Source organism: Streptococcus sp. HMSC072D05 (assembly GCF_001815805.1).
Lineage (GTDB): Bacteria > Bacillota > Bacilli > Lactobacillales > Streptococcaceae > Streptococcus.
Map to the genome: position 1 here is coordinate 218,622 of NZ_KV822038.1, position 18,315 is coordinate 236,936.

Annotated in this window: 22 protein-coding genes and 1 tRNA gene; 20 read left to right on the top strand and 3 right to left on the bottom strand. The window is 40.3% G+C overall.

Annotation, left to right across the window (positions count from 1 at the left end; all coding sequences use genetic code 11):
* Positions 1–37: 37 nt before the first annotated feature.
* The 7 genes from HMPREF3057_RS06850 (at position 38) to HMPREF3057_RS06880 (ending at position 9,192) form a co-directional block, all read left to right on the top strand.
* Positions 38–580, top strand: coding sequence for a YceD family protein (locus tag HMPREF3057_RS06850; protein ID WP_070696982.1), 543 nt, complete (start codon positions 38–40; stop codon positions 578–580).
* Positions 581–1,210 carry an endonuclease III gene (nth, locus tag HMPREF3057_RS06855; protein WP_070696985.1) on the top strand — a complete coding sequence of 210 codons (630 nt, stop codon included), beginning with the start codon at positions 581–583 and terminating at the stop codon, positions 1,208–1,210.
* A 213-nt stretch (positions 1,211–1,423) separates the two neighbouring features.
* Positions 1,424–1,945 (top strand): bifunctional pyr operon transcriptional regulator/uracil phosphoribosyltransferase PyrR, encoded by a 522-nt coding sequence (pyrR, locus tag HMPREF3057_RS06860; protein ID WP_000850018.1) that lies wholly within the window; start codon positions 1,424–1,426, stop codon positions 1,943–1,945.
* 18 nt (positions 1,946–1,963) lie between these two features.
* Entirely contained in the window at positions 1,964–2,887 is a 924-nt protein-coding gene (locus tag HMPREF3057_RS06865) for an aspartate carbamoyltransferase catalytic subunit (protein ID WP_070696987.1), read from the top strand.
* 49 nt (positions 2,888–2,936) lie between these two features.
* Positions 2,937–4,016: a carbamoyl phosphate synthase small subunit gene (locus tag HMPREF3057_RS06870; RefSeq protein WP_000166847.1), complete on the top strand. Its 1,080-nt coding sequence runs from the start codon at positions 2,937–2,939 to the stop codon at positions 4,014–4,016.
* Between the two features lie 448 nt (positions 4,017–4,464).
* Positions 4,465–7,641: a carbamoyl-phosphate synthase large subunit gene (carB, locus tag HMPREF3057_RS06875; RefSeq protein ID WP_070696990.1), complete on the top strand. Its 3,177-nt coding sequence runs from the start codon at positions 4,465–4,467 to the stop codon at positions 7,639–7,641.
* Between the two features lie 216 nt (positions 7,642–7,857).
* On the top strand, positions 7,858–9,192 hold the full coding sequence (locus tag HMPREF3057_RS06880) for an Nramp family divalent metal transporter (protein ID WP_070696992.1): 1,335 nt from the start codon (positions 7,858–7,860) through the stop codon (positions 9,190–9,192).
* A gap of 116 nt (positions 9,193–9,308) precedes the next feature.
* On the opposite strand, the gene HMPREF3057_RS06885 is transcribed toward HMPREF3057_RS06880, so the two are convergent.
* The 3 genes from HMPREF3057_RS06885 to HMPREF3057_RS06895 all read right to left on the bottom strand — a co-directional run bounded on the left by HMPREF3057_RS06885 (position 9,309) and on the right by HMPREF3057_RS06895 (position 11,591).
* Positions 9,309–9,551, bottom strand: a complete 243-nt coding sequence (locus tag HMPREF3057_RS06885) for a type B 50S ribosomal protein L31 (protein WP_000710762.1) — start codon at positions 9,549–9,551, stop codon at positions 9,309–9,311.
* A gap of 163 nt (positions 9,552–9,714) precedes the next feature.
* Complete coding sequence (locus HMPREF3057_RS06890; RefSeq protein ID WP_070696995.1) at positions 9,715–10,539, bottom strand: lantibiotic ABC transporter permease; 825 nt, start codon at positions 10,537–10,539, stop codon at positions 9,715–9,717.
* A gap of 107 nt (positions 10,540–10,646) precedes the next feature.
* The gene (locus HMPREF3057_RS06895; protein WP_070696997.1) at positions 10,647–11,591 is read right to left on the bottom strand and encodes a DHH family phosphoesterase; all 945 of its coding nucleotides are present in this window, start codon (positions 11,589–11,591) and stop codon (positions 10,647–10,649) included.
* Positions 11,592–11,694: 103 nt separating this feature from the next.
* On the opposite strand from HMPREF3057_RS06895, the gene HMPREF3057_RS06900 reads away from it, so the two are divergent.
* The 13 genes from HMPREF3057_RS06900 to ifs all read left to right on the top strand — a co-directional run.
* A complete protein-coding gene (locus HMPREF3057_RS06900; RefSeq protein WP_001162125.1) occupies positions 11,695–12,138 on the top strand; it encodes a flavodoxin in 444 nt (147 codons plus the stop codon).
* 115 nt (positions 12,139–12,253) lie between these two features.
* Positions 12,254–12,520: a chorismate mutase gene (locus tag HMPREF3057_RS06905; RefSeq protein WP_000362354.1), complete on the top strand. Its 267-nt coding sequence runs from the start codon at positions 12,254–12,256 to the stop codon at positions 12,518–12,520.
* Positions 12,517–12,891, top strand: coding sequence for a fluoride efflux transporter CrcB (crcB, locus tag HMPREF3057_RS06910; RefSeq protein WP_070696999.1), 375 nt, complete (start codon positions 12,517–12,519; stop codon positions 12,889–12,891). The genes HMPREF3057_RS06905 and crcB (HMPREF3057_RS06910) overlap by 4 nt, the downstream gene beginning before the upstream one ends.
* Positions 12,885–13,214: a fluoride efflux transporter CrcB gene (gene crcB / locus HMPREF3057_RS06915; RefSeq protein ID WP_070697001.1), complete on the top strand. Its 330-nt coding sequence runs from the start codon at positions 12,885–12,887 to the stop codon at positions 13,212–13,214. The genes crcB (HMPREF3057_RS06910) and crcB (HMPREF3057_RS06915) overlap by 7 nt, the downstream gene beginning before the upstream one ends.
* Positions 13,215–13,332: 118 nt before the next feature.
* Positions 13,333–13,680: a 50S ribosomal protein L19 gene (gene rplS, locus HMPREF3057_RS06920; RefSeq protein WP_001068669.1), complete on the top strand. Its 348-nt coding sequence runs from the start codon at positions 13,333–13,335 to the stop codon at positions 13,678–13,680.
* Positions 13,681–13,722: 42 nt separating this feature from the next.
* Positions 13,723–13,794, top strand: a tRNA-Arg gene (locus tag HMPREF3057_RS06925).
* Positions 13,795–13,992: 198 nt separating this feature from the next.
* Positions 13,993–14,226, top strand: a complete 234-nt coding sequence (locus HMPREF3057_RS06930; RefSeq protein WP_070697003.1) for an Imm74 family immunity protein — start codon at positions 13,993–13,995, stop codon at positions 14,224–14,226.
* Between the two features lie 20 nt (positions 14,227–14,246).
* Positions 14,247–14,801, top strand: a complete 555-nt coding sequence (locus HMPREF3057_RS06935; RefSeq protein ID WP_049490228.1) for a hypothetical protein — start codon at positions 14,247–14,249, stop codon at positions 14,799–14,801.
* 69 nt (positions 14,802–14,870) lie between these two features.
* On the top strand, positions 14,871–15,293 hold the full coding sequence (locus HMPREF3057_RS06940; protein ID WP_049490227.1) for a hypothetical protein: 423 nt from the start codon (positions 14,871–14,873) through the stop codon (positions 15,291–15,293).
* Between the two features lie 11 nt (positions 15,294–15,304).
* Positions 15,305–15,727, top strand: coding sequence for a hypothetical protein (locus HMPREF3057_RS06945; protein WP_000805398.1), 423 nt, complete (start codon positions 15,305–15,307; stop codon positions 15,725–15,727).
* Positions 15,728–16,613: 886 nt separating this feature from the next.
* Positions 16,614–17,327 (top strand): DUF6572 domain-containing protein, encoded by a 714-nt coding sequence (locus HMPREF3057_RS06955; protein ID WP_225893252.1) that lies wholly within the window; start codon positions 16,614–16,616, stop codon positions 17,325–17,327.
* 88 nt (positions 17,328–17,415) lie between these two features.
* Entirely contained in the window at positions 17,416–17,577 is a 162-nt protein-coding gene (locus HMPREF3057_RS10310; protein WP_180364455.1) for a hypothetical protein, read from the top strand.
* On the top strand, positions 17,578–18,315 hold a 738-nt coding region (gene ifs, locus HMPREF3057_RS06960), incomplete at its 3' end, for an NAD glycohydrolase inhibitor (RefSeq protein WP_070697006.1). It lies immediately after the preceding gene.

Here is an 18,315-nt window from a genome sequence, read left to right on the forward strand (position 1 = left end):
TGGTATAATCAAGTGAGTAAATCTTTATGGAGGAAATATGAAGTTAAATATTCAAGAAATTCGTAAGCAGCCTGAAGGCCTACATTTTGAACAAGCTTTAGACCTGGCATCTGACTTGCGTGCACGTAATCAAGAAATTTTAGATGTCAAAGATATTCTTGCAGTGGGGAAGGTGCAGTACGAAGACCGTCTGTATTTCTTAGACTATCAGTTGTCATATACCATTGTTCTTGCTTCCAGCCGTAGTATGGAGCCAGTTGAGTTGGCTGAGTCTTATCCAGTCACAGAAGTTTTCATGGAAGGAGCGACCAACCAACTGGACCAGGAAGTTCTAGATGATGATTTGGTCTTGCCTATCGAAAATGGAGAAATCGACCTTGCTGAGAGCGTAGCAGATAATATCTTGCTCAATATCCCAATCAAGGTCTTGACGGCAGAAGAAGAGGCGGGCCAAGGTTTTGTGTCAGGAAATGACTGGCAAATCATGACTGAAGACGAATATCAAGCTCAACAAGCAGTCAAGAAAGAAGAAAACAGTCCATTTGCTGGCTTGCAAGGACTATTTGATGGAGACGAGTAGATGGTTTTATCCAAGAAACGTGCCCGTTATGTCATTGAGGAAATTATTGCCCTTTTTCCAGATGCCAAACCCAGCCTTGATTTTACCAATCATTTTGAACTCCTGGTTGCGGTCATGTTGTCAGCTCAGACGACAGATGCAGCGGTAAATAAGGCCACACCAGCTCTCTTTGCTGCTTTTCCAACGCCACAAGCCATGTCTGTCGCGACTGAAAGTGAAATTGCTTCACACATTTCTCGCCTGGGACTGTATCGAAATAAGGCTAAATTTCTTAAAAAATGTGCTCAACAGTTACTAGATGATTTTGATGGTCAAGTCCCTCAGACACGTGAAGAATTAGAAAGTCTAGCAGGTGTTGGTCGTAAAACAGCAAATGTCGTCATGAGTGTGGGGTTTGGAATTCCTGCTTTTGCAGTGGATACTCATGTGGAGCGTATCTGTAAGCATCACGATATCGTTAAAAAATCAGCTACACCACTTGAAGTAGAAAAACGTGTCATGGACGTCCTACCACCAGAAGAGTGGTTAGCAGCCCACCAGGCCATGATTTACTTTGGACGAGCTATCTGTCATCCCAAAAATCCAGAATGCGATCACTATCCCCAATTATATGATTTTAGTAATGTTTAAGGGGACTCTGAAAAAGTTTTTGCTTGATTTTAAGGGTGCTTTGTGCTATAGTAAATGGTAACTAAATAGTCCTTTAAACCTGTCCCGTGAGGCAGGCAAGGAGCGCGATGATAAAGTAGAAGGGTGAAGTCTATACTGTATACAGTAGGGCTCGCTTGGCTATACATTTCAAGTCTCCTTGTAGAAGGAGACTTTTCTTTTTGGAGGTTTGTCATGAAGACAAAAGAAGTTGTAGACGAATTGACTGTCAAACGAGCGATTACGCGAATTACTTATGAGATTATCGAGCGCAATAAGGATTTGAATAAAATTATCCTAGCTGGGATAAAAACGCGTGGTGTTTTCATCGCTCATCGTATCAAAGAACGCTTGGAGCAGTTGGAAAACATCACTGTTCCTGTTGTGGAATTGGACACCAAACCTTTCCGTGATGATGTTAAAAGCGGAGAAGATACTTCTTTGATTTCTGTTGATGTGACAGACCGTGAAGTTATCTTGGTGGATGATGTACTCTATACAGGCCGTACCATCCGCGCCGCTATTGATAACATTGTCGGCCATGGTCGTCCTGCGCGCGTGAGTCTTGCGGTGCTAGTTGACCGTGGACATAGAGAATTGCCTATCCGTCCAGATTACGTTGGGAAAAATATCCCAACCAGCCGTTCTGAAGAAATCATCGTAGAGATGACAGAACTTGATGGCCAAGACAGAGTTCTGATTACTGAAGAAGCTTAGAAAGCTGAAGGAGTAGCCATGTCAGAAAATCAACAAGCATTGAACCATGTGGTTTCTATGGAAGACCTTACAGTTGATCAAGTGATGAAATTGATCAAACGAGGGATCGAGTTTAAAAACGGAGCCCAACTTCCCTATGAGAACAAACCTATCGTATCGAATCTCTTCTTTGAAGATTCTACACGGACACATAAGTCCTTTGAAGTGGCAGAGATTAAGCTAGGGTTGGAGCGACTGGACTTTGATGTGAAGACTAGTTCGGTCAATAAGGGTGAGACACTGTATGATACCATCTTGACTCTATCTGCTCTAGGAGTGGATGTCTGTGTGATTCGCCACCCAGAGGTCGACTATTACAGAGAGTTGATTGCAAGTCCGTCGATTACAACTTCCATTATCAATGGTGGTGATGGTTCGGGACAACATCCTAGCCAGAGCTTGCTTGATTTGATGACTATTTATGAGGAATTTGGTCACTTTGAGGGTCTCAAAGTTGCCATTGCAGGCGACTTGGACCACTCACGCGTTGCCAAATCCAATATGCAAATTTTGAAACGCTTGGGAGCTGAACTGTACTTTGCAGGACCTGAGGAATGGAGAAGTCAAGAGTTTGCGGACTATGGACAGTTTGTAACTATTGATGAGATTGTTGATCAGGTGGATGTTTTGATGTTGCTCCGCGTTCAACATGAACGCCATGAAAGTGGAGCCGTTTTTTCAAAAGAAGACTACCATGCTCAACACGGTTTGAACCAAGAACGCTATAATCGCTTAAAAGAAACAGCAATCATTATGCATCCTGCTCCGGTGAATCGAGATGTGGAAATTGCTGACCACTTGGTTGAAGCGCCAAAATCACGCATTGTCCAACAAATGACCAACGGTGTCTTTGTTCGAATGGCAATCTTAGAATCCGTACTGGCGAGTAGAAACGCCAACTAAAACACAAGACGTTAAAAGACGCCAGTGAGCGTCCACGAGAGGTGAAAATATGACAAAAAGACTTCTAGTATTAGAAGATGGCACAGTTTTTGAAGGCAAGGCTTTCGGAGCAGATATTGATGTAACAGGCGAAATCGTCTTTAACACAGGGATGACCGGCTACCAAGAATCCATTACAGACCAGTCTTATAATGGACAAATCTTGACCTTTACCTATCCTTTGGTGGGAAATTATGGAATTAACCGTGATGATTACGAATCCATCATTCCAACTTGTAAAGGAGTTGTCGTTTTCGAAGAGGCGCGTCGAGCTAGCAACTGGCGCAACCAAATGACCTTGGACGAATTCTTGAAAGCCAAGAAAATTCCAGGTATCTCAGGGATTGATACGCGTGCCCTTACTAAGATTATCCGTAAGCATGGTACGATGCGTGCAACCTTGACCCATGTTGGAGACAGTATGGACCATGTGACGGACCAGCTCCAAGCAACAGTCTTGCCGACAGACAATATCAAACAGGTTTCCACTAAAACTTCCTATCCAGCTCCTGGAGTTGGTTTGAGCGTGGTCTTAGTAGACTTTGGTCTCAAGCACTCAATCTTACGTGAACTTTCTAAGCGTAACTGTAACGTGACCGTCGTTCCGTATTCAACAACGGCAGAAGAAATTCTCCACCTAAATCCTGATGGAGTTATGTTGTCAAATGGTCCAGGTAACCCAGAAGACGTTCCAGAAGCACTGGACATGATTCGTGGTGTGCAAGGGAAAATTCCAATTTTCGGTATTTGTATGGGACACCAACTTTTTGCCATGGCAAACGGGGCGAAGACCTACAAGATGAAATTTGGTCACCGTGGATTTAACCACGCGGTACGTGAAATTGCAACAGGACGCGTAGACTTTACCAGCCAAAACCACGGTTATGCAGTTAGCCGTGAGGACTTGCCAGAGCATTTGATCATTACCCACGAAGAAATCAATGACAAGTCAGTTGAAGGAGTTCGCCACAGATACCAACCAGGTTTTTCTGTACAATTCCACCCAGACGCAGCTCCTGGTCCACACGACGCAAGCTACCTATTTGATGAATTTATCGAGATGATGGAAGCTTTTAAACAAGCAAACTAAAAACGAGTAAAAGCTCGTCGGAGAATTTATGTAACTGAACACGGACGGAAAGCTCGGAATTTAGAGAAACCAACTTGGATTGTCAATCCTTCCTTGGTTTCCTAAAATTTAATCGCTTTCTATTCGTCCTTTGTATCTTATTTAATGTCGCTCTGTGAGGCGACGAATAGAAAGGCAGGTCGTTTCTTTTAGTCGCTATTGGGCGAACTAAAAACTCCCTGCACTAGATTTTTTATCGAAAAATATCGTTTCTCTAAAAAATCGTCGGAGAATTTATTTAATGGCAACCCGAGAGTTGCCAAATAGAAAGGAGAAGGGTGGTCCGTATTTGCTGAACTGAATACGGGCTACGGACGGTGCTAAAAAGATAACTATTCCTAGAACTGACAGTTCTTCGTCATAACCCCTATTTTAGCTTTGTCCGCTTGACGCCCTTAATATCTTATAAATGCCTAAACGTACTGATATTCAAAAAATTATGGTGATTGGTTCTGGTCCGATTATTATTGGTCAGGCTGCTGAGTTTGACTATGCTGGGACCCAGGCCTGCTTGTCTTTGAAAGAGGAAGGCTATGAGGTTGTCTTGGTGAACTCAAATCCTGCAACCATCATGACGGACAAGGAGATTGCGGACAAGGTCTACATTGAACCGATTACACTCGAGTTTGTGACACGTATTCTCCGTAAGGAACGTCCAGATGCTTTGCTTCCAACTCTTGGTGGTCAAACAGGGCTCAATATGGCCATGGAATTGTCTAAGAATGGCATTCTAGATGAATTGGGTGTCGAACTACTGGGAACTAAATTATCTGCCATTGACCAAGCAGAGGACCGTGACCTCTTTAAACAATTGATGGAAGAGCTTGAGCAGCCAATCCCTGAATCTGAAATTGTCAACACAGTGGAAGAAGCTGTTGCCTTTGCGGCATCAATCGGCTACCCAGTTATCGTTCGACCAGCCTTTACCCTAGGTGGTACTGGTGGTGGTATGTGTGCCAACGAAGAAGAATTACGTGAAATTGCTGAAAATGGGTTGAAACTGTCACCTGTTACCCAATGTTTGATTGAACGTTCAATCGCAGGTTTCAAGGAAATCGAGTACGAAGTGATGCGCGACTCAGCTGATAATGCCCTCGTTGTTTGTAACATGGAGAACTTTGATCCAGTTGGGATTCACACAGGAGATTCTATCGTATTTGCTCCTGCGCAAACCATGTCAGACTATGAAAACCAAATGCTACGTGACGCGAGCTTGAGCATCATTCGTGCCCTTAAGATTGAAGGTGGGTGTAACGTTCAGCTGGCCCTTGATCCGCATAGCTTCAAGTACTATGTCATCGAAGTAAACCCTCGTGTATCGCGTTCGTCAGCCCTTGCTTCTAAGGCGACGGGTTATCCGATTGCCAAATTGGCTGCCAAGATTGCAGTTGGTTTGACCCTGGATGAGGTCATCAACCCAGTCACTGGTTCAACCTATGCCATGTTTGAACCAGCCCTTGACTACGTCGTTGCGAAAATTCCACGTTTCCCATTTGATAAATTTGAGAAAGGTGAACGTCGTCTTGGTACTCAGATGAAGGCAACTGGAGAAGTCATGGCCATCGGTCGTAACATCGAGGAATCTCTTCTAAAAGCCTGTCGTTCACTTGAAATTGGGGTTCACCACAATGAAATGCCTGAACTGGCAACCGTTTCTGATGATGCCTTGATTGAAAAAGTTGTCAAGGCCCAAGATGACCGTCTCTTCTACGTATCAGAAGCCATTCGCCGTGGCTACACACCAGAAGAAATTGCTGAATTGACTAAGATTGATATCTTCTACCTGGATAAACTCTTGCACATCTTTGAAATTGAGCAAGAATTAGGTGCCCATCCACAAGATCTAGAAGTCTTGAAAACAGCTAAACTCAATGGATTTTCAGACCGCAAGATTGCGGAACTCTGGAAAACGACAGCTGAGCAAGTTCGCCAACTTCGCTTGGAAAACAAGATTGTCCCAGTTTACAAGATGGTTGATACCTGTGCGGCGGAGTTTGACTCTGAAACACCATACTTCTATTCAACCTATGGCTGGGAAAATGAGTCTATCAAGTCTAACAAGGAATCTGTACTTGTTCTAGGTTCAGGTCCAATCCGTATCGGACAAGGGGTTGAGTTTGACTACGCAACCGTTCACTCTGTTAAGGCTATTCAGGCTGCTGGCTATGAAGCTATTATCATGAACTCAAACCCAGAGACTGTTTCAACAGACTTCTCGGTATCTGACAAGCTCTACTTTGAACCATTGACATTCGAAGATGTCATGAATGTTATCGATTTGGAGCAACCAAAAGGCGTTATCGTTCAGTTCGGTGGTCAAACAGCTATCAACCTTGCCGAGCCCTTGGCAAAAGCAGGTGTGACCATCCTTGGTACGCAAGTCGCTGACTTAGACCGTGCCGAAGACCGTGACCTCTTCGAGCAAGCCCTTAAAGACTTGGATATTCCACAGCCACCAGGTCAAACGGCTACCAATGAAGAAGAAGCCGTACTTGCAGCTCGCAAGATTGGATTCCCAGTCCTCGTTCGCCCATCTTATGTCTTGGGTGGACGTGCTATGGAAATCGTCGAAAACGAAGAAGATCTTCGTTCTTACATGCGTACCGCTGTTAAGGCCAGTCCAGACCACCCAGTTCTTGTTGACTCTTACATCGTTGGGCAAGAGTGCGAAGTTGATGCCATTTCAGACGGAGAAAATGTTCTCATCCCAGGTATTATGGAGCATATCGAACGTGCCGGTGTCCACTCAGGTGACTCAATGGCCGTTTATCCTCCACAAACCTTGTCGCAAAAGGTACAGGAAACCATCGCAGACTACACCAAACGCCTAGCAATCGGCCTCAACTGTCTTGGGATGATGAACATCCAGTTTGTCATCAAGGATGAAAAAGTCTACGTTATTGAGGTCAACCCGCGTGCCAGCCGTACAGTTCCATTCCTTTCTAAGGTAACCAATATTCCTATGGCTCAGGTAGCGACTAAGCTCATTCTTGGTCAAAGTCTTGAAGAACTTGGCTACCAAGATGGACTTTATCCAGAAAGCACTCGCGTTCATATCAAGGCGCCAGTCTTCTCCTTTACGAAACTAGCTAAGGTAGACAGCTTGCTCGGTCCTGAAATGAAGTCAACAGGGGAAGTTATGGGTTCTGATACAACTCTCGAAAAAGCTCTCTACAAGGCTTTTGAAGCTTCTTACCTACACTTGCCAACCTTTGGGAATGTTGTATTCACCATCGCTGATGATGCCAAAGATGAAGCCTTGGACTTGGCTCGTCGTTTCCAAAATATCGGCTATGGTATCCTTGCGACAGAAGGGACAGCAGCCTTCTTTGCCAGTCATGGACTCGAAGCCCAACCTGTTGGTAAGATTGGTGACGATGAACAGGATATCCCAAGCTTTGTCCGCAAAGGGAAAATCCAAGCGATCATCAATACTGTCGGAACCAAACGAACTGCTGACGAAGATGGTGAGCAAATCCGTCGTTCAGCCATTGAACACGGTGTGCCCCTCTTTACAGCCCTAGATACAGCTAATGCTATGCTCAAGGTGCTAGAAAGCCGTAGTTTTGTCACAGAAGCGATCTAGTTGAGAAAGAATTTTCACAGTTTTAAAGCCAGCGTCAGAAAACGCTGGCTTTTGCAATACAGTTATTGTCTATTTCAACCATCATTCTTTCCTTAAGAATCATTCTAAAATGTGATATAATAAGAAAGAATTGGAAATGGGAAACTATTTTCATGATATTTTCAAAAACTCCATTAAGAAAATAGGTAAAGACAGATTAGAAAGTGTAAAATTCCGATGTCTTCTTACAAAAAAGTCTCTCTTTCTGAGATTAACCAATCTATTGAAACTCCCAATAACAATCATTTTTGGCAAAATCTAAAAGCTTTTTTAGGACCTGGAGCCCTTGTAGCAGTTGGTTATATGGATCCTGGAAACTGGATTACTAGTGTGGTTGGTGGTGCTTCCTACAAATATAGTCTCTTATTTGTTATTTTGATTTCATCCATCATCGCCATGCAGTTACAACAGATGGCTGGAAAGCTCGGTATCGTAACTAAGATGGACCTAGCACAGGCAACTGCACATCATGCTCCCAAGTGGCTTCGCTATAGTCTTTGGGTGATTTTAGAATTAGCTTTAATGGCGACAGACTTAGCTGAGGTTCTAGGCTCAGCGATTGCCTTAAATCTTTTATTTAAAATACCGATTATGGTCGCTATCCTCTTAACCGTTTTAGATGTATTTCTTTTGTTGTTGTTAATGAAATTTGGCTTCAAAAAAATTGAAGCCATTGTTACGACCCTTATTTTAACCATATTAGCCATCTTTACCTATCTGGTAGCTTTATCCAATCCAAGTATCCAGGGGATTATTGGTGGTTATTTACCAACCTCAACTTTATTTGAAACACCATTGCCAGGTCATGAAAGCCAATTGACCTTGGCTCTAGGAATTGTAGGAGCTACAGTCATGCCCCATAATCTATATCTTCATTCTTCCCTATCCCAAACAAGGAAAATCAATCACAAAGATAAGAAGGATGTTCGAAAAGCCGTGCGTTTTATGACCTGGGATTCAAATATTCAGCTGTCCCTAGCCTTTATTGTCAATTCCTTGTTGCTCATTTTGGGTGCATCTCTCTTTTTTGGGCATGCATCTGAAATTTCAGCTTTTTCTCAAATGTACAATGCTTTACAAGATTCGAAGATAGCAGGAGCGATAGCTAGTTCAACTCTGTCAACTTTATTTGCCCTAGCCCTCTTAGCAAGTGGACAAAATTCGACCATTACAGGTACCTTGACAGGACAGATTGTCATGGAAGGTTTCTTACATCTAAGATTGCCACAGTGGATTATCCGTATCGGTACACGTATTTTTGCCTTGCTTCCTGTGATTATTGTAGCCGTCTTGTTTGGACATCAAGAAAAAACCTTAGATCAGTTATTGGTCTATTCACAGGTCTTTCTGTCAATTGCTCTTCCGTTTTCAATCTTCCCCTTAATCTATCTGACCTCTAAGAAGTCACTGATGGGAGAATTCACCAATGCTAAGTGGAACACCATCCTAGGTTACGCAGTTTCAATCATCTTGACCATTCTCAATATCAAGCTTCTTTTCGATATTTTTTAAACTCGTTTGAAATCAATCATAGTGTTAGCGTGAAGGTTGACAAATAGAAAGTAGTAGTGGTTGGTTCATAAAAAGAAGTACAAAAAAAGAACAGTGGTAACTGTTCTTTTTTATCATTATTTGAGACCGTATTTTTTGTTGAAACGATCCACGCGTCCATCTGCTTGAGTGAACTTTTGACGTCCAGTGTAGAATGGGTGTGAGTCTGATGAAATTTCCACACGGATCAATGGGTAAGTTTCGCCTTCGAACTCAACAGTTTCGTTAGAGCGTTTTGTTGAACCGCTAAGGAATTTGTAACCAGTAGTTGTGTCCATGAAGACAACTGGGCGATATTCTGGATGGATATCTTTTTTCATTTTGCAATATTTCCTTTCTGCCATGGTCTCTTTGCGAGCCATAGATTGTTACCATACTAGTCTATCAGATTCTGAAAAGTTTGGCAAGTATTTTCCCTGATTTTATTAAAAATCTTGACAAAAAATCACTCCAGTGTTTACTGGAGTGAGGGTAGAAGAATGATTAGTTCTCTTGATTTGGAGTTTTTTCTTCTTGTTGATTTTTTACTTCTGTTTCTTTTACTGGTTCTGTGTTTTCTGCTGCTGATTTAGCCTCTTTTTCAGTTTCAGTAGGTTCTGTTTCTGTTGGTTCGGCTACTGGCTCAGCTTCTGTTTTTGTTTCAGTTTCAGTAGTTTCTTCTTTTACTGGTTCTGCATTTTTTTCTGCTGATTCAGCCTCTTCATTAGCTGGTTCCTTAGCTTCTTCTTTTTGCTCGGTTTCCTCTTTAACAGCCTCTGTCTTTTCAGCTGTAGTCTCTTCCTTTTTATGTTCTTGAGATTCTTTTTTGATTTCTTCCACTGCAGTTTTAACGGTAGAGCTTGTTACACGTCCGACGGTTTGAGCAAAATCTTTACCAGATTCAGCTAATTCAGTAAATGACTCTTTTGTAATTTTACCACCTGACATTGCCAAGAGACCAGTTACAACAAGTGCAATGCTAGCAAGAAGAGCCAAAATCAAACCAAAGCCGATTGAAATGCCATATCCACCAAAGTTAGACATGTATTTATTTACATTAAAGAGACTATTTAGTGTGACGAGAGTTGCAATTGTACCTGCAACAATGACACCAATTGAGAACCCTTTAGGCATTGCTTTATTCATATTATTCAAGCACGCAAGAACAATAGACACAATAGCTGCGATAATGACAAACCACCCATCACCTTGGTAACCATTCACGCTATAGGATCCAAAAGAACCTGCATTTAAACTAGCCCAAGGCAAGAGTGAACCAAGGATGGCTACTCCAGCAGAAATGAGAATATACAAACGATTTTTTTCCATTATTATGTCTCCTTTTATTCAGTTTGATTTATTATACCATAAACTGAGGTACAAAGAAACCGTATATTTTAAGAATCTAGCATATAAAAGGCCAAGAAAATTCTTTCTTAGCCTTGGTGAATTTGTAGAGCCTCTTTCAGTTCTTTGTATATTTGTTCGTTTTCTTCTAGACTATAGGAATTGGCGCCACTAGCTAATGGATGTCCTCCTCCGTCGTGTTCTTTGGCAATTTCATTGATAGGAGTGATTTTACTTCGCATTCGCACACGGAAGTGACCATCAGCTTGTTCAACAAAGATAGCCCAAGCCTTAACAGTATCAATTCGGCCAGGTGCTCCGACAATTGCCGCTGTTTCAGCATCCGTAACCTTATATTTTTTCAAGATGTCTTGAGTAAGTAGAACCCGTGCAGCTCCATTCTCATCAACTTCTAAATGATCATAGACAAAGCCTTGCAATTTTGCAATCTTGAAGCTCATGGTATCCATTTGACGAGACAATCCAGCAAAGTCAAAATCAATTTCTCGGAGCTGGCCAGCTATTCTAAAGGTACGGGCACTAGTTGACGGGTAGAGAAAACGCCCTGTGTCCCCGACAATTCCTGCATAGAGAAGTCGTGCAGCTTCACTAGACAAAGCTAGCTGATTTTCTTGAGCAAATAATGCAATCATCTCACTAGCACTGCTTGAACTTGTATCCACCCATGATAGGTCACCGTAAATATCATCGTTAGGATGGTGGTCAATCTTAATCAGGAAGTCACCTTGATGATAACGCTTATCATCGATACGAGCAGTATTGGCTGTATCGCAGACAATGACAAGAGCTCCTTGGTAGTCACTATCTTGAACAGTATCCATTTCTGCCATCCAAGTCAAAGTCGGTTCATTATATCCGACAACTTTGATGGTCTTTTCAGGAAAATGATGTGTGAGAAGAGCTTTCAAGCCCACTTGACTCCCTAAGGCATCAGGGTCTGGTTTCATATGACGATGAATGATAATGGTATCGTATTCTTTGATTTTCTCTAAAATTTGCTGGCAAATTTCCATAAATAACCTCAATTCTTTCTCATTTCATTGTAGCACAAGAATTTTTATTTTTAAAATGAAAAAGATATGATATAATGGAGAAAGATAAATTGAGGAGGACGATATGGCATTAGCAAAAATTGTATTTGCCAGTATGACCGGTAATACCGAAGAGATTGCAGATATTGTAGCAGATAAATTGCGTGACTTGGGCTTGGATGTCGATGTTGATGAATGTACGACTGTTGACGCTTCAGACTTCTTGGAAGCGGATATCGCAATCGTTGCGACCTATACTTATGGCGATGGAGAATTGCCGGATGAGATGATGGACTTCTACGAAGACCTAGCTGATCTCAACTTGAATGGTAAAATCTACGGAGTTGTTGGTTCAGGTGACACCTTCTACGACGAATTCTGTAAGGCTGTCGATGACTTTGATCGTGTTTTTGTAGCGACAGGAGCTGAAAAAGGTTCAGAGTGCGTTAAAGTAGACCTTTCTGCCGAAGAAGAAGATATTGAACGCTTGGAACAATTCGCAGAAGAATTGGCTGCAAAAGTAGGATAAGAAACAAACTGCGCTGACTGGAAGGAGTCAGTGCAGTTTTTAGTAGTTAAACTAGATTTTACTAGCCTATTTGGTGGCTTTTTGATACAATAATTCAAATAAAGGAGGAGACACTATGGATTTAGCTAGTATTCGGCAAGAAATTGATCAAATCGACGACCAAATCGTTAATCTCTTGGAAGAACGAATGCATTTGGTTGAGGGTGTAGTTGCCTATAAGAAAGCATCTGGTAAGCCAATCTTAGATACTAAGAGAGAAGAAGTTATTTTTGATAAAGTCAGAAATCGAGTAGAAGATAAGCGCTATCAGGAGACCATTGTTGCGACTTTTTCAGATATTCTCAAACGATCGCGTGATTATCAGGATCAAAACATCAAATGAAAAAAGAACAATTCTATCCGCTAGGGATTTTTTTAGCTGCTATGTCAGGTGGCCTTGTCCGCTATTTTGTATCTAGTCAGTTGCCAGCAAGTCCTGAATTTCCTTGGGGAACCCTCCTTGTTAACTATCTGGGCATTATCTGCCTGGTCTATCTGGTGAAAGGCTATCTGGTCTATAAGGGAACTAGTAAAGGCTTGGTTTTAGCACTGGGGACAGGATTTTGTGGTGGCTTGACAACTTTTTCTAGCCTAATGCTTGATGCAGTAAAACTGCTTGATACCGGGCGTTATCTTAGTTTAGGCATCTACTTATTTTTAAGCATTGGTGGAGGTCTGCTCTTGGCTTATGTTCTAGGGAGGAAGAAATGGTAATCGTTTATCTTGCAATCGCCTGCGGGTTCGGAGCCCTGGTTCGTTATTTCTTTTCCCGCTATAATCAATCCTCGAAATTGCCCCTAGGAACTCTCATAGCCAATCTTCTCGGTTGTTTTTTAATCGGCCTACTCTACAATCATGTGGATTCCAAGGAAGTCTATGCTATCCTAGCGACAGGTTTTTGTGGTGGGTTGACGACCTTTTCAACCTTGAATGACGAACTGCAAAGACTAATCAGTGACAAGAAGGTGTTTTATAGCTATTTTCTCTTAACTTACATAGGCGGTTTTCTAGCGATTTTTTTAGGAATTCTGCTATAAATTTCTTTACTTTTAGGTGGAAATTTGGTAAACTGTATCTTGTGTGTAATGGACGCACAAAAATACAGTTTATCCGCTGAGGAAGGTTCCTCAAGATTGACAAAGATAGGAGAATAAAATGAATCCATTAATCCAAAGCTTGACTGAAGGTCAACTTCGTACAGATATCCCATCATTCCGTCCTGGTGACACTGTTCGTGTACACGCGAAAGTTGTCGAAGGAAACCGTGAACGTATCCAGATTTTTGAAGGTGTTGTTATTGCACGTAAAGGTGCTGGCATCTCAGAAAACTACACAGTTCGTAAAATCTCTAACGGTGTAGGTGTTGAGCGTATCTTCCCAATCCACACTCCACGTGTTGAAAAGATCGAAGTTGTTCGTTACGGTAAAGTACGTCGTGCGAAATTGTACTACTTGCGTGCTCTTCAAGGTAAAGCAGCTCGTATCAAAGAAATCCGTCGTTAATTCGACAAAAAAACTCTGCTTACCCAGCAGGGTTTTTCTCTAGCTCCCTTAGTTCAATGGATATAACAACTCCCTCCTAAGGAGTAGTTGCAGGTTCGATCCCTGCAGGGGGCAGTAATTCAATCAAAAAGCACTGAATGATCAGTGTTTTTTTTGTCTTAAAATTGAAACCATTTCAGATGAAAATGGAGGTGTGGTATAATAGGAGAAAGTATAAGTGCTTATTTGAAGGGGAATTTCTCTCCTTATTATGAGTATAAGGATTTAGTTTTTTGAGAAAAATAATGATGTTTGAGTAAAGAAGGAAATGGAATGAAAATTTCTGGAACAAGCGGTAACATTACTTTTGACTATGAAAATGGCTATGTTTTAAAAGCAGAGGGAGAGTTGTTGACTGGTGGTAGCTTTATTGTATATAGGTCAAGCATACAGAATTGGGAGCCACCTTACAATCACATTCCTATCACACAGTACGAGATAGATAAACTTGTCGAGGAAGTGAACTCCATGATGACGGAGCAATCAATTCAGATCGAATTTATCTGAGTTAGAGTAGGAGAAGGGCGATGAAAATTGATTACAGTGAACAGATGCTCACATGGGAGTGGGATAGCAATGAAATAAAGATAGAATTACCAGAAATCATTCATGCGGAATATCATAAAGATGAGAACATGGTGATGGTTTATAGTGGAGAAAACTTTGTAAGCAAAATCATTTTCTACTTTAGTTTAGAAGGAAAACTGTTAGGGAAACAAAATCTACTAGAAGGAACCCTAGATTGGAATCATAATGGCAAACATCAGATTGGTTTTCATCATTTACATCATCTTCGATTTAGTCCTAAATATCAGCGTATCTTCAGTATATTTCGCTCATCCAGCGATTTTGACCTTCCATCAGAACTAGAGGTTTATAATTTAGAAGGTGAGAGAATCGACCAAATTGAATCTCCTGCAGGGTATACAATGCTATACATTTCTGAGATAAGTAAGAAGAAACTGAGAATTGTATGTGAAGCTCTTAAAGAAGATTGTTTTGATAGTTCTGGTCGAAGTGATTTCTATTTTAATGTGGATTTAGAAACTAGAAAATGGATAAAAGATGGCATCGCCTATTAAGGAAGAGAAATAGAAGACGGATTTTTATGATATTTTATGCTGAGAGATAATTGCACTAGGAGAATACAAATGAAACCAACAAAACTACAATGGGAAGATGTTATCCAGTTTGAAGAAGTAAAAGGTTATGGAAAATCCATCTGGAGAAATGATAACAAGTATTATTTAGTTTCAGAAGAGGGAACCGTAGCTTCTTGGTTAGTTGTCTATGAATTACCACAAGAATTATTTACCTTACTAGATAGTGGAGAGCGGACTCTACTTGAAATATCTTGGAAGGTTCAAAACGATTGTTGGCCACCGACGGAAGAAGAAAAGAAAGCTAGTGAGAAACGATTCATAGAAGAGAGTCCCACATCATTAATTGATTTACCTGAAACTAGAGAGTTATTTACTCAGGAAGAGCTTGAAAGATTAATTCCAATTGCTGAGCAAATGTGGATTGACTGGAGAGGCAAACTTCCAGATGATTATGTATCACCACTTAAGTAAGGAATGTATAAATGAAACCAACAAGACTACAATGGGAAGATGTTATCCAGTATGAAGAAGTAAAAGGTTACGGTCAGCATATCTGGAAAGATGAGGACAAGTATTATTTAGTTTTAGAAGAGGGAACCGTAGTTTCTTGGTTAGTTGTCTATGAATTACCACAAGAATTATTTATCTTACTAGAGAGTGGAAAACGGACTCTACTTGAAATATCTTGCAAAGTTAAGCACGATTATTGGCCACCGACAGAAGAAGAAAAGAACGAAATTAGAAAAGATAGAGCTAGAAAAAAGCCAATTGTGCTGATTTCCAACCGTAAAAATCAGTTGCTTTTTAGTGATAAAGAACTTGAAATGCTTATTCCCCAAGCCGAACAACAATGGATAGAATCAATGGGCAAAGTTCCAGATGATTATGTATCGCCACTCAAGTAAAAGAGATATATAATGAAACTGAATTCCAGATATTAGAGAGCTCTAATCCAGTTCACTGAAGCTATGAAAAAGCTTATATCATTTGATTATGGTTAGAAAGGGAGTGGAAATGATAGAAAAGAGAAAACATTATAAAGAACTAGTTCATCTAGGAGAATTTAAGAACAAATTAGTCTATTATGACTTAAAGGCAAAGAAATTGTATTTTTCAATTTCAGAAAGAATTTCTAAGAGTCAACAGTACGTTATACTTTCCCTGGTGTTGTTCGTTCTTCATTTTATCAGATTTCTGAATGTTTTGACAATCTTCAGTATACCTGCTCACAAGTACCTTTATTTGATTTTATTCTCTTGTATTTCCTTGCTTTTCGGGAAATTGCTGGATATCTATTTTAAGAAAGATTTGGATTTGTATCCTGCTCTATTTACAGATTTGGAGTACTTAGAATTCTTAGAGGTAGTAAAGAAAAGTGGAGCTGTTGTTTCTTCCGTAATTCGTGGTAGCGTTATTAGTTTGTTAGTATCTTTAGTCGTCTTCCTGTTATATCCTAGTTTTTTGCCATTATTTTTCCACTCGATACTTTTGTTTATTCTCTATTTGTGTATAGCAAATAATTTGCATAGGTGAAAGAGGGTAATGGGTAGCTTGATAAGAAATGTACGCACCAACTAGATCTTTTTTGCCTATGATAAAGAAGAATTAAAAAAGTAAAGAAAGTTGATTTATATGACAACAGAAATATTGCAATACAAAAATTGTACGGTATTAAAAAACAATAATGATTATCAGATTCTGTGGAGTAGAGGGAAAGAAATGCTTAATTTTCCCATTAGCCAGGAATTAGCAGAACGTGTTTCAAAATCAGAAAAAGACTCTTTAGAGGTAATGTTTTATTGTGAACATCATCGTTGGCCAGAGAAAGAAGAGTTAGAGGATTATAATCATTCAGATACGATTGTACATAAAGGCGATGGATTTGTTGTATATGAGACAAATGGTTATTACGAAATTGGCTTCTTTAAAGAAATTGGAGGAGCCATGGGTCCAGAAGTTTGCTATCCTATCAATAAGGAACTGATGGTTAAAGCATTTGAATCTTCTAGGGGAGCATATGAAGTCATGATTTATGCTGAAACAGGGCGCTGGCCCTTAAGTAAGCAAGATGATATTGATAGAAACTACATACGTAATCATCCTGAAACTATGCTATCAAATATAGAAGATCAACGTGAGTTGTTTGATGTTGAAGAGTTTAAAGCTCTTGTAAAAAAAGCCATCTCTTCAGAACTCAAGCCAACTGAACTTGATGCTATTGGTACAGTTGATAATCATTTAGAGGTTCTTCTGGTGGATTCAGTCGGCTGGCAGGAAGAGATAGAAACAGTTCATCTTGAAATTCTGCAGGAAAAAATTAACAATTATATCTACTTCCTCGAAAGCAAGCAGTATGTAGAGCGATATGGTGATAAGTTTGACAAAAAAGTCATCCATATCACATTCCAGTACTCTCCATCTGATAACGGATTGGCCTTTCTTGCGGCGGTTCAGAAGGTGTTACAACCCACAGATATGAGTTTGAAGGTGGAATTGCCGGAGTAAAGAGGGAGCGGAAACGCTCTCTTTTTGTGGTATAATGAGACTATATTTATAAAAAGATTATTTAGCATTTCTAAATAGCGAACTACTTATGCCAACGATTGACACAACGGGGCATTCTTACGATGATTTTCTATCTGCGATTGAACGTCAAGGCTATTATGAAATCAAGAATCCACGTGTCTATAAGCCTGGCACTAATGAAATTGTTCAAGTTGAGGGGATTTTTAGAATAAATCAATGGAGTAAATAAATGCAGACATATAAATTGAAAAATAAAGAGAATTATAAATATTTTGTCAAACATTATCTAGAGGTGATGAAGGAAGGGAAAGAAGCAGAAGCATTTCTAGGAACAGAAGCTAAGTATCGTTTTCGGCAACGAGATTCTTATGAACTTGACAGCACAGACATTAGCGTATTGATGGAGTATTGTTTATATCCTCTGTATGTAGAAGGTGATAAGGATATAGTGAGAAGAACTTTTGAAATCTTGAAAGATTTCAGCTTATCGGTTGACCTAGTCAAATTAGATAAGGTGACTGATTATATTTTCATTCAAAATAGGCGTTTGAAAAGATATATTAGCCTTCCCTTTGTTATTAAGACTGATGAGTTAGTAAGAAATATTATAGAGAGTATTTCCAATCTATCAGATGAACAGAAGAAAGATTGGTTATATCAAGGGCTGTGTAATGCATTAGACCGTGATCCTTTATACAGACAGTGTGACGAAGAAAAGGTAGAGAAGATTCTTAAGGAATTCAAGGAAAAATACTACAATCCCCCTAAGGTAGTAGAAACCATTAAAACAGTTGAGGAAATTGTACTAGACGTTACGAGTATCGATGCGATGGGTGTTTCAGATGACCATCTAGAGTTGTTGTTGATTGATGAAAACAAATGGATAGAATCTCTGGAAGAAGAACACTTGTTGAAGCTTCAAGAAAAACTCAATAACTATATCTACTTCCTCGAAAGCAAGCAGTAT

Bases quoted from the DNA above. Each gene is read 5' to 3' on its own strand.
- HMPREF3057_RS06850 (WP_070696982.1), top strand. From the start codon at position 38: ATGAAGTTAAATATTCAAGAAATTCGTAAGCAGCCTGAAGGCCTACAT.
- nth (WP_070696985.1), top strand. From the start codon at position 581: ATGGTTTTATCCAAGAAACGTGCCCGTTATGTCATTGAGGAAATTATT.
- pyrR (WP_000850018.1), top strand. From the start codon at position 1,424: ATGAAGACAAAAGAAGTTGTAGACGAATTGACTGTCAAACGAGCGATT.
- HMPREF3057_RS06865 (WP_070696987.1), top strand. From the start codon at position 1,964: ATGTCAGAAAATCAACAAGCATTGAACCATGTGGTTTCTATGGAAGAC.
- HMPREF3057_RS06870 (WP_000166847.1), top strand. From the start codon at position 2,937: ATGACAAAAAGACTTCTAGTATTAGAAGATGGCACAGTTTTTGAAGGC.
- carB (WP_070696990.1), top strand. From the start codon at position 4,465: ATGCCTAAACGTACTGATATTCAAAAAATTATGGTGATTGGTTCTGGT.
- HMPREF3057_RS06880 (WP_070696992.1), top strand. From the start codon at position 7,858: ATGTCTTCTTACAAAAAAGTCTCTCTTTCTGAGATTAACCAATCTATT.
- HMPREF3057_RS06885 (WP_000710762.1), bottom strand. From the start codon at position 9,551: ATGAAAAAAGATATCCATCCAGAATATCGCCCAGTTGTCTTCATGGAC.
- HMPREF3057_RS06890 (WP_070696995.1), bottom strand. From the start codon at position 10,539: ATGGAAAAAAATCGTTTGTATATTCTCATTTCTGCTGGAGTAGCCATC.
- HMPREF3057_RS06895 (WP_070696997.1), bottom strand. From the start codon at position 11,591: ATGGAAATTTGCCAGCAAATTTTAGAGAAAATCAAAGAATACGATACC.
- HMPREF3057_RS06900 (WP_001162125.1), top strand. From the start codon at position 11,695: ATGGCATTAGCAAAAATTGTATTTGCCAGTATGACCGGTAATACCGAA.
- HMPREF3057_RS06905 (WP_000362354.1), top strand. From the start codon at position 12,254: ATGGATTTAGCTAGTATTCGGCAAGAAATTGATCAAATCGACGACCAA.
- crcB (WP_070696999.1), top strand. From the start codon at position 12,517: ATGAAAAAAGAACAATTCTATCCGCTAGGGATTTTTTTAGCTGCTATG.
- crcB (WP_070697001.1), top strand. From the start codon at position 12,885: ATGGTAATCGTTTATCTTGCAATCGCCTGCGGGTTCGGAGCCCTGGTT.
- rplS (WP_001068669.1), top strand. From the start codon at position 13,333: ATGAATCCATTAATCCAAAGCTTGACTGAAGGTCAACTTCGTACAGAT.
- HMPREF3057_RS06930 (WP_070697003.1), top strand. From the start codon at position 13,993: ATGAAAATTTCTGGAACAAGCGGTAACATTACTTTTGACTATGAAAAT.
- HMPREF3057_RS06935 (WP_049490228.1), top strand. From the start codon at position 14,247: ATGAAAATTGATTACAGTGAACAGATGCTCACATGGGAGTGGGATAGC.
- HMPREF3057_RS06940 (WP_049490227.1), top strand. From the start codon at position 14,871: ATGAAACCAACAAAACTACAATGGGAAGATGTTATCCAGTTTGAAGAA.
- HMPREF3057_RS06945 (WP_000805398.1), top strand. From the start codon at position 15,305: ATGAAACCAACAAGACTACAATGGGAAGATGTTATCCAGTATGAAGAA.
- HMPREF3057_RS06955 (WP_225893252.1), top strand. From the start codon at position 16,614: ATGTTTTATTGTGAACATCATCGTTGGCCAGAGAAAGAAGAGTTAGAG.
- HMPREF3057_RS10310 (WP_180364455.1), top strand. From the start codon at position 17,416: ATGCCAACGATTGACACAACGGGGCATTCTTACGATGATTTTCTATCT.